The sequence below is a fragment of the Coprococcus sp. RTP21204st1_G4_RTP21204_210225 genome (assembly GCF_040915385.1).
GTDB classification, from domain to species: Bacteria; Bacillota; Clostridia; order Lachnospirales; family Lachnospiraceae; genus Allocoprococcus; species Allocoprococcus comes.
The window spans coordinates 1-14,522 of sequence record NZ_JBCPDP010000001.1 but is presented as its reverse complement, the minus strand read 5'-3'; the positions used below and the strand labels follow the sequence as shown (position 1 = coordinate 14,522).

Here is a 14,522-nt window from a genome sequence, read left to right as displayed (position 1 = left end):
CAGTCAGATTAGCTGTAGTATAGCATATTTAATAGAAAAAGACAAGAAAACCGAGCGAACTCTGTAATTTTAACGGGAATTGAAAAATAAGAGATGACATGGTATCATTAAATCCATAGCGAACAAAAAGAGAGGATTGGATATCAATGGATATTAACCAGAAAATAACAGAAGAGCTGGGCGTAAAAAAGTGGCAGGTAGATGCGGCTGTAAAGCTGATCGATGAAGGAAATACCATTCCGTTTATTGCGCGTTACAGAAAAGAAGCACACGGTACACTGGATGATGAACAGCTTCGTAAATTATATGAACGACTGACCTATCTGCGGAACCTGGAAGAGAAAAAAGAACAGGTTCTTGCAAGTATTGAAGAACAGGGCAAGTTAACACCTGAGCTGAAAGCACAGATCGTGGCAGCAGAGACGCAGGTTCTGGTGGACGATCTTTATCGTCCGTACAGACCAAAACGCCGGACCCGTGCGACAATTGCAAAAGAAAAAGGTCTGGAACCACTGGCGGTTCTGATCTCTCTTCAGAATAGTAAGGAGCCCCTGGAAAAAGAGGCAGAAAAATATGTTTCTGAAGAAAAGGGCGTGAAAAATGTGCAGGAAGCGATTGACGGTGCGAAAGATATTCTTGCAGAAAATATTTCAGATGAGGCAGATTACAGAAAGAGGATCCGCGATCTGACGTTCAAAAAGGGTACGCTGGTTTCTGCTGCAAAAGATGAAAAAGCAGAATCTGTATACGAGATGTATTATGATTTTACAGAAGCGGTCAGCAAAGTAGCCGGACACCGTGTGCTGGCACTCAACCGTGGAGAAAAAGAAAAATTTCTGAGTGTTAAGATTGAAGCACCGGAAGAGGAAATTCTCCGTTATCTGGAAAAGAAAGTGATCCGCAGGGATAATCCGTACACAACACCGGTTTTGAAAGAGGTTGTGGCCGACAGCTATCAGAGACTGATCGCACCGGCGATCGAGCGTGAACTGAGAAACGAACTGACGGAAAAAGCAGAAGATGGCGCAATCCTTGTGTTTGGAAAGAATCTGGAGCAGCTTCTGATGCAGCCGCCGATCGTCGGACAGGTTGTGCTTGGATGGGATCCTGCATTCCGTACCGGATGCAAGCTTGCTGTGGTAGATCCGACCGGAAAAGTAATCGGCACGACTGTAATTTATCCGACAGCGCCTACGACTCCGAAGAAGATCCAGGCAGCAAAAGATCTGCTGAAAAAGATTATTCCAAAGTATCACATCTCTTTGATTTCTCTGGGAAATGGAACAGCATCCAGAGAATCAGAACAGTTTATTGTAGAACTGTTAAAAGAGATTCCGGAAAAAGTGCAGTATGTGATCGTAAATGAAGCGGGAGCATCTGTGTACTCAGCAAGTAAACTTGCTACAGAAGAATTCCAAAAATTTGATGTCGGGCAGAGAAGCGCGACATCCATCGCAAGACGTCTTCAGGATCCGCTTGCCGAACTGGTAAAGATCGATCCGCAGTCGATCGGTGTCGGGCAGTATCAGCATGATATGAACCAGAAAAAATTAGGAGAAGCACTTGGCGGTGTGGTAGAAGACTGTGTAAATAAAGTCGGTGTGGACCTAAATACTGCATCGGCTCCGCTGCTTTCTTATATTTCCGGTATTTCCGGAACCCTTGCGAAAAATATTGTTGCCTACAGGGAAGAAAATGGAAAATTTGAGAATAGAAAAGAACTTCTCAAAGTACCAAAACTTGGACCAAAAGCATTTGAGCAGTGTGCCGGGTTTATGAGGATACAGGGCGGAATCAATCCACTTGACGGAACCAGTGTACATCCGGAGTCTTACGAGGCGGCAGGAAAGCTTCTTGAAAAGCAGGGCTTCAAGCCGGAAGATATTGCAGGCGGCAAACTTGCAGGTCTGTCTCTTACCATCAAAGATTACAAAAAGCTCGCTGAGGAACTTGGAATAGGAGAGATCACCCTTCGGGATATTGTCAAAGAGCTGGAAAAACCGGCGCGTGATCCACGAGATGAGATGCCGAAACCAATTCTCAGAACGGATGTCCTTGATATGAAGGATCTGAAGGAAGGAATGATTCTGAAAGGAACCGTGCGAAATGTCATTGACTTTGGTGTATTTGTCGATATTGGAGTGCATCAGGACGGATTGGTGCACATTTCCCAGATCACGGATCGTTTTATCAAGCATCCACTGGAAGCAGTCAGCGTAGGAGATGTTGTAGATGTAAAGGTGATGAGCGTTGATCTACAGAAGAAGCGGATCCAGCTTACAATGAGAGGAATTCAGTAATACATGTTCGGATATGTGACGGCGAATGAGCCGGAATTAAAAGTAAAAGATTATCATAAATATAAAGCGTATTACTGTGGCCTTTGTCAGTCGCTGAAGAGACAGTATGGCAGCGCAGGTCAGCTTACGCTTGCCTATGATATGACATTTGTGATCATTTTACTTACTTCTTTATATGAAAGTGAAACAAAGGCAGAAAGCCATCGCTGTAAGATGCATCCGTTAAAGCCACAGCCAATGCTGGAAAATGAGATCACAGAGTATGCGGCCGATATGAATCTGATCATGGCGTATTATCATCTGGAAGATGATTGGAAGGATGAGAAGAAAGTAGCAGGGCTTCTCGGGAGTATGGCCTTGAAGCGAAAAGTAGAAAAAGCAATTCGGAAATATCCAAGGCAGAGTCGTGTGATCAGAGAAGAAATGGCAAAGCTTTCGGAATATGAAAGTCAGGGTATACAGGAAGTTGACTATCCGGCAGGCTGTTTTGGCCGGCTGATGGAAGAGATGATGGTATATAAAGAAGACTGCTGGGAACAGCAGCTTCGAGGGATCGGTTTCTATCTGGGCAAATATATTTACATTATGGATGCTTACGAAGATCTGGATAAGGACCTGGAAAAAGGGACTTATAATCCATTAAAAAAGATGCATGAAGAAGCCGGATATGAAGAAAGATGCAGAGACATTCTGTGCATGATGATCGGCGAATGCGCAAGAAATTTTGAAATTCTGCCATGTATACTGGACGTGGATATCCTGCGGAATATCCTGTATGATGGCGTATGGAAACATTACAGAAAGATACAAGAAAAGAAAAGCGAGGAAAAGGAAGATGACAAAGAATCCTTATGAGGTGCTTGGCGTATCACCAAATGCGTCGGAAGAGGAGATAAAAAAGGCGTACAGAGAATTGAGCCGGAAATATCATCCGGATGCCAATGTGGATAATCCGCTTCGGGATCTTGCTGAAGAAAAGTTCAAAGAAGTACAGGAAGCTTATGATGAAATTATGAAAGAGCGGGCGAATGGAGGATATAATTACGGATACGGCGCGGGTTCAGGGAACTATTCTTATGGTAATAATTCCTATGGAAATCAATCTTATGGCAATGGCAGATATCAGCAGTACAATAATATGAATCCGGAGATGCAGGCGGCATTCAATTTTATCAATAACCGTAGATATCAGGACGCGATCAATGTGTTGAACCGTATGAATGACCGGACTGCACAATGGTATTATGCAAGTTCCATGGCCAACGCCGGCGTAGGCAACAATGTGCTGGCAAGGGATTATGCTGCGCAGGCAGTGAATATGGACCCGAATAACCCGCAGTACAGAGAGCTGATGAACCAGCTGAACTGGGGAGCACAGAGATATAATAGTAATCCGTTTGGTCAGGGATATGGCAATCGTAATTCCTCTCCGTGTGGAACTGGAAATATGTGCTGTGATCTGTGGATCGCAGATTCATTATGTGAATGTATGGGAGGAGATCTGTGTCCATGCATCTAAATACAAAAAAGATTGCATTTGCAGGCGTTATGCTTGCACTGACAGAAGTGGGGATTGCGCTTGGCAGTGTGATCGAAACGAATACCCTTTTTTTACTGGCGGCGGCGTCCTTTTTTGTCGGGATTGTGATTCAGGAATTTGGATTGAAAAGCGGGGCAGGCTTTTTACTGGCAGGAATTTTGCTGGCAATCCTTCTGTCTCCGAATAAATTATATGTGGTTTCCTATGCATTTATGGGATTTTATATTCTAATTATAGAAACAATATGGCATTTTTCTGGAAGAGCTTCCGGATGGATCAGAAGCCGTAACTTTTTCTGGCTCATGAAATATCTGGTATTTAATGTACTTTATATTCCGGGTTTAATATATTTCTGGAGTATGTTATCTGAAAAAAAGACCGCAAAAGGAATAATGCTTATGTCTGTTGTATTCGGACAATTTATACTTTTTGTCTTTGATAAGACATATGAATATGCAATGGGGAAAATCTGGAAAGAAAATAGACATAAATTCGGATTTTAAAGCATATATAATACAATAATGATGATGTGAGTGTCGAAAGTAAATTTTGCTGCTCACTGATGTAACCGGATTGTTCTATTGCTACGCAATTCCCATAATCCTCGAACACATCATAATAATAAAAATATAAATTTTATGTATTTTTTGCACAAAAAAGTGGAAAATCTAACAGAAAAATTGTATAATATAAGACAGGACAAATAGGAAAGAGAGGATTCACTTATGAAGCAGAATAATATGCTTGCTATGATCTTGGCGGGCGGACGAGGAAGTCGTCTTCACGAGCTTACAAATAAAGTAGCCAAACCTGCGGTTTCATATGGTGGAAAATACAGAATCATTGATTTTCCACTTAGCAACTGTGCCAACAGCGGAATTGATAATGTAGGAGTCCTGACACAGTATGAGTCTATTTTACTTAACAGTTATGTAGCGGCAGGCCGCAGATGGGGGTTAGATGCCCAGAACAGCGGAGTCTATGTACTTCCACCGCGTGAAAAAGCGGATGCGGATCTGGATGTATACAGAGGAACAGCAGATGCAATTTCACAGAACATTGATTTTGTGGACATGTTTGCACCAGAATATGTACTGATTCTTTCCGGTGACCATATTTATAAGATGAATTATGATAATATGCTTGATTATCATAAAGAGACTGGAGCAGATGCAACAATCGCGGTCATTGAAGTTCCGATGAAGGAAGCAAGCCGTTTTGGTATTATGAATACGGACGATGAGGGAAGAATTGTAGAGTTTGAAGAGAAACCGGAGAATCCAAAGAGCAATCTGGCATCCATGGGTATTTACATATTCAACTGGAAGCTTTTAAGAAAGATGCTCCTTGCAGATATGAAAAATCAGGATTCCAATCATGATTTCGGAAAAGATATCATTCCGACTATGCTGAATGATGGAAGAAAGCTCTATGCATACAAGTTCAAAGGATATTGGAAAGATGTCGGAACAATTGATTCCCTGTGGGAAGCAAATATGGATCTGATCAATAGTAAAAATGAACTTGATCTGAATGATGATTCATGGAAGATTTACACAGAGGATACAACTGTGCTTCCTCAGTATGTTGGCCCGACAGCAGAAATTGAAAGAGCATTTATCAACCAGGGATGTGTGATCAATGGAAAAGTCAAAAATTCTGTATTGTTTACAGGTGCAAGAGTCGGCGAAGGTGCACAGATTATTGACAGTGTACTGATGCCGGGCGTTGAAGTAGAAGAAGGTGCAGTTGTAACAAGAGCGCTTGTGGCTGATGGCGTAAAGATTGGCAAAAATGCAGTTGTCGGATCAGCAGACAGTGAACATATTGAATTAGTATCAAAACGTGTTAAGGGGGATGAGTAATATGGCACAGGCATTTGGAATCGTAAGTTTTGCCGGCAACAATATCCGGGTAGGAGAGATGCAGAATTACCGTCCGGTTGGTGCTGTTTCATTCCTTGGAAGATACAGAGTTATCGATTTCCCAATCTCTAATATGAGCAACAGTGAAATCGAACATATTCAGGTTTATGTAAGAAGAAAACCGCGTTCTCTTACAGAACATCTTGGAACAGGCCGTCATTACAATATCAACTCAAAGAGTGGCCGTCTTCATATTCTTTATTCTGATTTTGCAAATGCAGAATGGAGTGTATACAATAATGACCTGGCGGCATATGAAGAAAATATGGAGTGTATTGAAGCTGTAAAATATCCATATGTAGTTATTGCACCAAGTTATATGATTTATACACAGAATTATGATGAATTACTCAAGACACATATTGAATCTGGTGCAGATATTACCCTGTTATATCACAGTGTGGATAATGCAAAAGAATACTATCTGAACTGTTCAACACTTAATCTGAACAAGCAGAAGGGTGTTCTTTCATTGGAACCGAACCATGGTAACGCGAAAAACCGTAATATTTTCATGGACACTTATGTAATGCGCAAAGATCTGTTTATGGAACTGGTTAAAAAGGGAAGAAAAATTTCTTCCATGTTCACACTTAATGATATTGTGAATATGGCATGCAGTGAACTGGATGTACGTGGAGTGTCACATCGAGGATTCTTTGCATCTATCACAGATTTTACGAGCTACTATAATGCAAACTTATCACTGATCGATATGAAGAATGCAGTGACTTTGTTTGATAAGAACTGGCCGATTTACACAAGAACAAATGATTCATGCCCAACAAAGTATTATGAAGGAGCAAGTGTCAAGAGATCGGTAATTTCCAATGGATGCCTGATCGAGGGTACTGTTGAGAATTCGGTAATCGGACGTGGATGCGTAATTAAGAAAGGTGCAGTTGTCAAAGACAGTGTTATCCTTCCGGGAGTTGTAATTGGAGAGGATGCACGGATTGAAGCGCAGGTAGTGGACAAGAGTGCAAGGATTGTCCATGCAAAGGAATTGATTGCAGATCCGGAAAAACCAGGATATGTAAGAAGAAACGATACTTTATAATCAAAAGAAATTCAACAGAGAGAAGAATGCCGGCTTGGGCAGACTTCTCTCTGTTTTTGGGTTTCATAAAAAAAGAGGTTCATAACGAACCCCTTTTGCTGCTTTGTAAAATTATAATCTATTCGCGTCCCATTTGTAAAATCGGGCTGATCTTTTTGTAGATCAGGAATACGATCAATGATACCAGGAAACCTTTCAGCAGATTGAAAGGTGCAACAGAAAGTAAAACAAAAGTCAGAAGACTGTTGATATGACTGTTGACTGCGGTTCCCATGGCAACCAGTGCGTCGATCGGCATATGGAATGCAGCAGCGTATGCCGGAAGCAGAAGGTATGCATTGATAAAACATCCGACAATTGTCATAAAAACAGTTCCTGTTACCATACCGATGATCGCACCCTTGCGAGAATGTAACTTCTGATAAATCAGGGAAGCCGGAATACACATTGCACATCCGATCAGGAAGTTTCCGAGGTCTCCAACACCAGCTGTTGATGTACCTCTGATCAGGAGGTTCAACAGGATTTTGACCAGTTCGATCAAAGCGCCGGCTACAGGTCCCATGGTAAATGCTCCGACAAGGACCGGAACTTCACTGAAATCAATTTTGTAAAAGGTTGGTGCAAATGGAAGTGGAATATCAAATAACATCAGAACCATAGCGATTGCTCCGAGCACACCAATCTGTGCAATTACCTTTGTGCTGATACGTTTTTTTTCTTTCGTTGTTGTTTTTGGGTTTGTCATTACATCTGTACTCATTTTTTCTCTCCTTTTCTCTTGACATAATCAGATGAATTGAGGAGGAAAATCTTCGAAAGCCTATGCAAAAAAATCCCCGACGTAATACGTCGGGGGGATTATTTGCAAAATCACTTTTTCTTCTCTCATCCAGACTTTACTGTCGGTTTTGGAATTGCACCAAATCAGCTGTCAGAAATCTGACAGGTCGCGGACTGTAACCGCCGGTTGGGAATTCTGCTTATACTATAGCGATAAGAAGTCACCCTACCCCGAAGAATTTCCTTGTTCATTTGAACACATTATAGCGCAGGCGTATATAAAATACAAGTACAAGTTAAGAAAAGACAGTGTTTTTCTAAACCCGGAGTGAGCAGTAACGACTTGTTTCCAAAGATTCGGTATGATATAATCGGTGTGACTTAATCTGATATGGAGGAAAATGAATGAATATAAAGTTTGAAGTAAAAATGACAAAAAAAGCCATGTTTGATTTTATGCTCTATACTTCCTATACAAGCCTTAGTGGAATCGTTGGTGTGATTTTCGGTGGTGTAACACTGGTGCTGGGAATCAGACAATGTATGTTTGGAAGCTACAGTACAGCAGCAACGTTCTTTTTGTTTGCCGCAATTTTTCTGATCGGAAACCCACTTCATTTAAAAGCACGTGCGGCAGAACAGGTAATGCGCTCCCCGATGTTTCAGAAACCGATTAGTTATGAACTTAACGAAGAAGGAATCCGCATTTCACAGGATGAACAAAGTGTGCTTAATGAATGGGGAGATTTCCGGAAGGCGGTTTCAACCGGTCAGTCTGTAATTATATATGTAACAAAGGTAAGAGCACTGATTTTTCCAAGAGAATCCCTGGGAGAACAGTATGCGGCAGCAGTGCAGATGATTTCTACACATATGCCAGCCAAGAAAGTCAATATCAGACACGTCAGTGCAAATTAGGAGGCAGACCAGAAGATGATAATTGAAACAAAAAGTGCCAAAGAAACCTATGATCTCGGTAAGAAGATCGGGAGTCATGCAAAAGCAGGAGAAGTCTATACACTGGTAGGAGATCTCGGCGTCGGAAAGACCGTATTTACCCAGGGACTGGCAAAAGGACTGGGGATTGAAGAACCGATCAGCAGTCCAACCTTTACAATAGTCCAGGTATATGATGACGGAAGACTTCCGTTCTATCATTTTGATGTGTATCGGATTGGTGACATTGAAGAGATGGACGAGATTGGTTTTGAAGACTATGTATATGGAGACGGTGTAAGCCTGATCGAATGGGCGAACCTGATCGATGAGATTCTTCCGGCGAACCGGACAGAGATCACGATAGAAAAAGATCTGGAACAGGGATTTGATTTCCGCCGGATTACGGTAGAGAAAAGAGGAGAATAATATGCGCATTTTAGCAATAGACAGTTCGGGACTTGTTGCAACTGTCGCAGTAGTTGAAGAAGAAAACGAAATTTCCAAAACGATTGCAGAGTATACGATCAATTATAAAAAGACACATTCACAGACCTTATTACCGATGTTGGATGAAATCGTGAAGATGACGGATATGAATCTGGATACGATTGATGCGATTGCGGTAGCAGGAGGACCGGGATCATTTACCGGACTCAGAATTGGTTCAGCAACTGCAAAGGGACTGGGGCTGGCACTGAAGAAGCCTTTGATTCACATTCCGACAGTAGACGGACTTGCTTATAATCTGTGTTATACAGACAGGATCATTTGTCCGATCATGGATGCAAGAAGAAATCAGGTATATACCGGTATTTATCAGATGGACGGTGATAAACTGCAGGTTTTGGAAGCACAGATGGCAGTCGAAATCGATGAACTTGCCAAAAAACTTTGTACTTATGGAAAACCAGTGATCTTTCTTGGAGACGGTGTACCGGTGCATAAAGACAGGCTGGAGAAGGAATTGATGACGAATTATGATATTGCATTTGCACCGGCACATATGAACCAGCAGAGAGCGGCAGCAGTCGGTATGCTTGGAATTCAGTATTATAAAGAAGGAAAAACAGAAACTGCAATGGAACACAAACCGGATTATCTGCGTGTATCACAGGCAGAACGGGAAAGAGAAGAACGTCTGAAAGCAGAAAAAACACATGAGTAATAGAGATAACATAGAAATTACTTTGATAACAGAAAATGACAGAGAACGAATGGAACAGGTGGCGCAGATGGAAACAGACGTATTTCCGGATCCGTGGAGTTATCATGAAGTGAGATCAACTGTCAGACAGAAGCATACTTTTTGTGCGGCAGCAATGGAAGGGGATACCCTGCTGGGATATTTTCTGTGTTATTACGTTCTGGATGAATGCGAGATTGCAAGAATTGCAGTTGCTGAATCTGAAAGACGCAGAGGAATTGGACAGATGCTGTTTGGATTTATGGAACAGATCTGCCATGAAAAGCAACTGAAAAGAATGCTTCTTGATGTCCGTAAGAGTAATCAGACAGCGATTGCTTTTTATGAAAAAAACAAATTTGGAATCGATGGAGAGCGAAAGTTCTATTACGGAGGGAAAAATCCGGAAGATGCAATCCTGATGAGCCGTATGGTTTAGAAAATGGAAGAAATCGCAAGAATATACAAGACTTCCCAATGGAAGGCGTCAGTCTGTGACGTTATAATGTACCTGAACATAGAAAGAGCTGAAAAATGAAATGGCATTCTTTTTTTGCAAAGATACTCAGGAGGAAGTAAGATGCGTAATTATAAAAAAATTCAGACAGAAAAAAATACAGTCACAAAGATTGTGTGCAATAAATGTAAAAAAGAAATCACAATAAAAAATGGAATACCGGAGGAAGAGATGCTTACAGTTGAAAAAAGATGGGGATATTTTTCGCACAAAGACGGAGAACTCCATCGATTTGATATCTGTGAGGAATGTTATGATACCTGGATAGCATCTTTCCAGATTCCGGTATATGGAGAACAGGAGTTAGAATGTTAGATGTATGTTTGCTTGGAAGCGGTGGAATGATGCCGCTTCCTTATCGATGGCTGACCGCACTTATGACAAGATATAACGGCAGCCAGCTGCTGATTGACTGTGGTGAAGGCACACAGATTGCGTTAAAAGAGAAGGGATGGAGTTTTAAACCGATCGATGTAATTTGTTTCACACATTACCATGGAGATCATATCAGCGGACTTCCGGGACTTCTTCTTACAATGGGAAATGCGGACAGAAAGGAACCGCTTACTCTGATTGGACCGAAAGGTCTGGAGAGAGTGGTGAGTTCTCTGCGAGTGATCGCGCCGGAACTGCCATTTGAAATCCACTATAGAGAAATTACAGAGCCAGAACAGATTTTTGAGATGGATGGATATCGTCTGAAAGCATTTCGTGTAAAACATAATGTGATCTGTTACGGTTATACGATTGAGATCGACCGTGCCGGCAAATTTGATGTGCAGAGGGCAACAGAACAGAAAATTCCGAAGGAATACTGGAAACATCTTCAAAAAGGTGAGACAGTAGAGCTTGACGGAAGAATACTGACGCCGGAGATGGTCCTTGGACCACCTCGAAGAGGAATTAAGCTTACCTATTGTACAGATACAAGACCGACGGATTCTATCCGGAAGAATGCAAAAGGGTCAGACCTGTTTATCTGCGAAGGAATGTACGGAGAAAAAGAAAAAGCGGCAAAAGCAGTAGAATATAAGCATATGACCTTTTATGAGGCAGCAAATCTGGCAAAAGAGGCGGAGGTAGGAGAAATGTGGCTTACGCATTACAGCCCGTCCCTGCGCCATCCGGAAGAATATATGGATGAAGTGCGGGCAATCTTTCCACATGCGATCGCAGGAAAAGACCGTATGACAACAGAACTGGATTTCCCGGAATAAGCAAAGCAGTAGAGAGAAGGAAAAATATGGATACAGAGAAAAAGGATATATTAATACTGGCAATTGAAAGTTCCTGTGATGAAACGGCAGCAGCCGTTGTAAAGAACGGACGACAGGTGTTGTCAAATGTGATCTCATCACAGATAGATCTACATAAATTATATGGTGGTGTGGTTCCGGAAATCGCATCGAGAAAGCATATTGAAAAGATTAATCAGGTAATAGAAGAGGCTCTGGAAAATGCAGAGGTTACACTGGATGATATTGATGCAATCGGTGTAACTTACGGTCCGGGGCTTGTTGGTGCGCTTCTTGTCGGTGTGGCAGAAGCAAAAGCAATCGCATATGCGAAAAAGTTACCACTTGTTGGAGTTCATCATATTGAAGGGCACATTTCTGCAAATTATATTGAGAATCTGGAACTGGAACCACCGTTCTTGTGTCTTGTTGTGTCTGGGGGACATACGCATCTCGTATGCGTCAAGGATTATGGAACTTATGAGATTCTTGGAAGAACCAGAGATGATGCGGCAGGAGAGGCTTTTGATAAAGTGGCTAGAGCAATTGGCCTGGGATATCCGGGAGGACCGAAGATTGATAAGCTTTCAAAAGAAGGGAATCCAGATGTAATCCCATTTCCACGCGCGCATATTGAAGATTCCCCATATGATTTCAGCTTCAGTGGCGTGAAGTCAGCAGTTTTAAACTATATTAACGGCTGCAAGATGAAAGGGATTGAATACAACCGTGCTGATATTGCTGCATCCTTCCAGAAAGCAGTTACTGATGTGCTGGTAGACAATGCAATGCATGCAGTAAAAGAATATGGACTTAATAAGTTTGCAATTGCAGGAGGCGTGGCGTCAAACAGTAGTCTTCGTGCAGCAATGAAACAGGCATGTGAAAAGAATGAAATAGAATTTTACTATCCGTCACCGATTTTCTGTACAGATAATGCAGCAATGATCGGTGTGGCGGCTTATTATGAATACATAAATGGAACCAGACATGGATGGGATCTGAATGCAGTCCCGAATCTGAAACTTGGCGAAAGATAGAGTGGGCGAACCACGAAATGCAGGTAAAAAGGAGAGAATAATATGAACAGGGAAAAATGTACAGCAGTAGTCCTGGCAGCAGGAAAAGGAAGCCGGATGGGTACAAAAATACAGAAGCAGTATCTGGAAATATGCGGAAAGCCTGTACTTTACTATTCTCTTGCTGCATTTGCAGCATCTCCGATTATTGATGAAATTGTTCTTGTGACAGGAGAAGGTAAGACTGATTATTGCCGGAAAAATATTATAGAAGCTTATGGAATCACAAAAGTTAATAAAATTGTGGTTGGTGGAAAAGAACGGTATGAATCTGTATATAAAGCACTAAGAGAAATAGAACCGGAAGGTTATGTCTTTATTCATGATGGAGCACGTCCGTTTGTTGATGAATCGATCATAGAACGAACTTACCAGGCAGTAAAAGAATACCGGGCATGTGTGGCAGGAATGCCATCGAAAGATACGGTAAAGATTGTAGATGAGAATGATTTCGCAGTAAATACACCGGAACGAAGATTTGTGTGGTGTATTCAGACTCCGCAGGTATTTGAGACTGCATTGATTCGTCATGCATATTTTAAATTGATGGAAAATGAAGAAAATGAAACAGGGATAACAGACGATGCGATGGTTGTAGAGCGTATGGAAAACTGTGCAGTAAAGTTGGTAGAAGGTTCGTATGAGAATATAAAGATTACAACGCCAGAAGATCTGATATTAGCAGAAAGTTTGATCAAAAAAAGAAATTGAAAAAAATTAAAAAAAGTGTTGACAATAATGTATCACTATGATATTATCTATCTTGTCGCTGATACACAGCAACAACTTAATAAATGCGGAGAGGTATCGAAGTGGTCATAACGAGGCGGTCTTGAAAACCGTTTGTCCGAAAGGGCGCGTGGGTTCGAATCCCACCCTCTCCGGTTGAAGCAGAACAATATGTTCTGCTTTTTTTATTGTTCGGCTTGATTTTTGGGGAGTAAAAAGGTGAAATGAAAAAAGGTAAGATTTACCTTTGAAGTTACATTATTTTACAAGATTAAATTCCACATGAGAGTGGAATTTAATCTTGTAAGTGAGTAATATATAAAACTTGAAAATAGTACTGGACAAAAAAGAAAGAATCGTGTATATTAAATAACGGACGTTTTGGAGAAATACCCAAGCTGGCCGAAGGGGCTCCCCTGGAAAGGGAGTAGGTCGTTAATAGCGGCGCGAGGGTTCGAATCCCTCTTTCTCCGTTTTGTTCAAAGCTAAAAAGCAGTAATCGATAAAACATAATATTGAATGTAAAATACAGATCAAGAAAATGTGAAAAAAGTCGAAAAAAGTGCTTGACATTCAGGAAAACGGATGTTATTATAAACAAGCTGATGCATGAGAAATGAAAGTTTTAAATGCAGAACAAAAAATAAAAAAAGTTGTTGACAAACATGAAACGCCTTGATATAATATAAAAGCTGTCGCATGAAACGGCAACAACAAAAAAGAACATTGATAACTGAACAATAGACAACAAACCCTGAAAATTCTTTAAAGAGATTTTTCAAGAACGGACATCGAAAGATGTCGAACCAGAACAGTAAACAGGAACAGAATTGCCAAGCGATTCTGACCCGGATACAAACATTTTTAACGAGAGTTTGATCCTGGCTCAGGATGAACGCTGGCGGCGTGCTTAACACATGCAAGTCGAACGAAGCACTTATCTTTGATTCTTCGGATGAAGAGGTTTGTGACTGAGTGGCGGACGGGTGAGTAACGCGTGGGTAACCTGCCTCATACAGGGGGATAACAGTTAGAAATGACTGCTAATACCGCATAAGACCACGGAGCCGCATGGCTCCGTGGGAAAAACTCCGGTGGTATGAGATGGACCCGCGTCTGATTAGGTAGTTGGTGGGGTAACGGCCTACCAAGCCAACGATCAGTAGCCGACCTGAGAGGGTGACCGGCCACATTGGGACTGAGACACGGCCCAAACTCCTACGGGAGGCAGC

15 protein-coding genes, 2 tRNA genes, 1 rRNA gene and 1 riboswitch are annotated in these 14,522 nt (G+C 41.6%); of the genes, 17 read left to right on the top strand and 1 reads right to left on the bottom strand.

All coding sequences use genetic code 11. From position 1 onward, the window contains the following. The first annotated feature begins 146 nt into the window (after positions 1-146). From AB5213_RS00090 to glgD, 6 genes are all read left to right on the top strand, one after another. Entirely contained in the window at positions 147-2,300 is a 2,154-nt protein-coding gene (locus tag AB5213_RS00090; protein ID WP_368276188.1) for a Tex family protein, read from the top strand. Positions 2,301-2,303: 3 nt separating this feature from the next. Beyond that, entirely contained in the window at positions 2,304-3,155 is an 852-nt protein-coding gene (locus AB5213_RS00085; protein WP_055247562.1) for a DUF5685 family protein, read from the top strand. Then, positions 3,136-3,819 (top strand): DnaJ domain-containing protein, encoded by a 684-nt coding sequence (locus AB5213_RS00080; RefSeq protein ID WP_008373654.1) that lies wholly within the window; start codon positions 3,136-3,138, stop codon positions 3,817-3,819. Before AB5213_RS00085 ends, AB5213_RS00080 begins: the two co-directional genes overlap by 20 nt. Next, positions 3,810-4,343: a hypothetical protein gene (locus tag AB5213_RS00075; protein ID WP_055156248.1), complete on the top strand. Its 534-nt coding sequence runs from the start codon at positions 3,810-3,812 to the stop codon at positions 4,341-4,343. The genes AB5213_RS00080 and AB5213_RS00075 overlap by 10 nt, the downstream gene beginning before the upstream one ends. 222 nt (positions 4,344-4,565) lie before the next feature. Continuing rightward, a complete protein-coding gene (locus AB5213_RS00070; RefSeq protein WP_008373659.1) occupies positions 4,566-5,705 on the top strand; it encodes a glucose-1-phosphate adenylyltransferase in 1,140 nt (379 codons plus the stop codon). A gap of 1 nt (position 5,706) precedes the next feature. Further along, positions 5,707-6,825, top strand: coding sequence for a glucose-1-phosphate adenylyltransferase subunit GlgD (gene glgD, locus AB5213_RS00065; protein WP_022220005.1), 1,119 nt, complete (start codon positions 5,707-5,709; stop codon positions 6,823-6,825). A 118-nt stretch (positions 6,826-6,943) separates the two neighbouring features. On the opposite strand, the gene AB5213_RS00060 is transcribed toward glgD, so the two are convergent. Then, positions 6,944-7,588: an ECF transporter S component gene (locus tag AB5213_RS00060; protein WP_117824532.1), complete on the bottom strand. Its 645-nt coding sequence runs from the start codon at positions 7,586-7,588 to the stop codon at positions 6,944-6,946. 113 nt (positions 7,589-7,701) lie between these two features. After that, a riboswitch (FMN riboswitch) is annotated at positions 7,702-7,851 on the bottom strand. Positions 7,852-8,013: 162 nt separating this feature from the next. Here AB5213_RS00060 and AB5213_RS00055 point away from each other — a divergent pair. The 11 genes from AB5213_RS00055 to AB5213_RS00005 form a co-directional block, all read left to right on the top strand. Further along, entirely contained in the window at positions 8,014-8,526 is a 513-nt protein-coding gene (locus tag AB5213_RS00055) for a YcxB family protein (protein ID WP_055247568.1), read from the top strand. Positions 8,527-8,541: 15 nt separating this feature from the next. After that, on the top strand, positions 8,542-8,973 hold the full coding sequence (tsaE, locus tag AB5213_RS00050; RefSeq protein WP_055158645.1) for a tRNA (adenosine(37)-N6)-threonylcarbamoyltransferase complex ATPase subunit type 1 TsaE: 432 nt from the start codon (positions 8,542-8,544) through the stop codon (positions 8,971-8,973). 1 nt (position 8,974) lies between these two features. Continuing rightward, entirely contained in the window at positions 8,975-9,712 is a 738-nt protein-coding gene (gene tsaB / locus AB5213_RS00045; RefSeq protein WP_008373668.1) for a tRNA (adenosine(37)-N6)-threonylcarbamoyltransferase complex dimerization subunit type 1 TsaB, read from the top strand. Beyond that, complete coding sequence (gene rimI, locus AB5213_RS00040) at positions 9,705-10,169, top strand: ribosomal protein S18-alanine N-acetyltransferase (RefSeq protein ID WP_055247571.1); 465 nt, start codon at positions 9,705-9,707, stop codon at positions 10,167-10,169. Before tsaB ends, rimI begins: the two co-directional genes overlap by 8 nt. Before the next feature lie 141 nt (positions 10,170-10,310). Continuing rightward, positions 10,311-10,562: a hypothetical protein gene (locus AB5213_RS00035; protein WP_055158650.1), complete on the top strand. Its 252-nt coding sequence runs from the start codon at positions 10,311-10,313 to the stop codon at positions 10,560-10,562. Further along, entirely contained in the window at positions 10,556-11,464 is a 909-nt protein-coding gene (locus tag AB5213_RS00030) for a ribonuclease Z (protein WP_008373675.1), read from the top strand. The genes AB5213_RS00035 and AB5213_RS00030 overlap by 7 nt, the downstream gene beginning before the upstream one ends. Before the next feature lie 26 nt (positions 11,465-11,490). After that, positions 11,491-12,522, top strand: coding sequence for a tRNA (adenosine(37)-N6)-threonylcarbamoyltransferase complex transferase subunit TsaD (tsaD, locus tag AB5213_RS00025; RefSeq protein ID WP_368276186.1), 1,032 nt, complete (start codon positions 11,491-11,493; stop codon positions 12,520-12,522). Between the two features lie 42 nt (positions 12,523-12,564). Beyond that, entirely contained in the window at positions 12,565-13,272 is a 708-nt protein-coding gene (ispD, locus tag AB5213_RS00020) for a 2-C-methyl-D-erythritol 4-phosphate cytidylyltransferase (protein ID WP_008373678.1), read from the top strand. Positions 13,273-13,359: 87 nt separating this feature from the next. Then, a tRNA-Ser gene (locus AB5213_RS00015) sits at positions 13,360-13,445 on the top strand. 228 nt (positions 13,446-13,673) lie between these two features. Further along, a tRNA-Ser gene (locus AB5213_RS00010) sits at positions 13,674-13,763 on the top strand. Between the two features lie 390 nt (positions 13,764-14,153). Beyond that, positions 14,154-14,522, top strand: a 16S ribosomal RNA gene (locus AB5213_RS00005); the annotation flags it as partial.

Coding starts and splice junctions, on each gene's coding strand:
- ispD (WP_008373678.1), top strand. CDS start 12,565: ATGAACAGGGAAAAATGTACAGCAGTAGTCCTGGCAGCAGGAAAAGGA.
- AB5213_RS00090 (WP_368276188.1), top strand. CDS start 147: ATGGATATTAACCAGAAAATAACAGAAGAGCTGGGCGTAAAAAAGTGG.
- AB5213_RS00030 (WP_008373675.1), top strand. CDS start 10,556: ATGTTAGATGTATGTTTGCTTGGAAGCGGTGGAATGATGCCGCTTCCT.
- AB5213_RS00070 (WP_008373659.1), top strand. CDS start 4,566: ATGAAGCAGAATAATATGCTTGCTATGATCTTGGCGGGCGGACGAGGA.
- tsaD (WP_368276186.1), top strand. CDS start 11,491: ATGGATACAGAGAAAAAGGATATATTAATACTGGCAATTGAAAGTTCC.
- AB5213_RS00085 (WP_055247562.1), top strand. CDS start 2,304: ATGTTCGGATATGTGACGGCGAATGAGCCGGAATTAAAAGTAAAAGAT.
- AB5213_RS00060 (WP_117824532.1), bottom strand. CDS start 7,588: ATGAGTACAGATGTAATGACAAACCCAAAAACAACAACGAAAGAAAAA.
- glgD (WP_022220005.1), top strand. CDS start 5,707: ATGGCACAGGCATTTGGAATCGTAAGTTTTGCCGGCAACAATATCCGG.
- AB5213_RS00035 (WP_055158650.1), top strand. CDS start 10,311: ATGCGTAATTATAAAAAAATTCAGACAGAAAAAAATACAGTCACAAAG.
- rimI (WP_055247571.1), top strand. CDS start 9,705: ATGAGTAATAGAGATAACATAGAAATTACTTTGATAACAGAAAATGAC.
- tsaE (WP_055158645.1), top strand. CDS start 8,542: ATGATAATTGAAACAAAAAGTGCCAAAGAAACCTATGATCTCGGTAAG.
- tsaB (WP_008373668.1), top strand. CDS start 8,975: ATGCGCATTTTAGCAATAGACAGTTCGGGACTTGTTGCAACTGTCGCA.
- AB5213_RS00075 (WP_055156248.1), top strand. CDS start 3,810: ATGCATCTAAATACAAAAAAGATTGCATTTGCAGGCGTTATGCTTGCA.
- AB5213_RS00055 (WP_055247568.1), top strand. CDS start 8,014: ATGAATATAAAGTTTGAAGTAAAAATGACAAAAAAAGCCATGTTTGAT.
- AB5213_RS00080 (WP_008373654.1), top strand. CDS start 3,136: ATGACAAAGAATCCTTATGAGGTGCTTGGCGTATCACCAAATGCGTCG.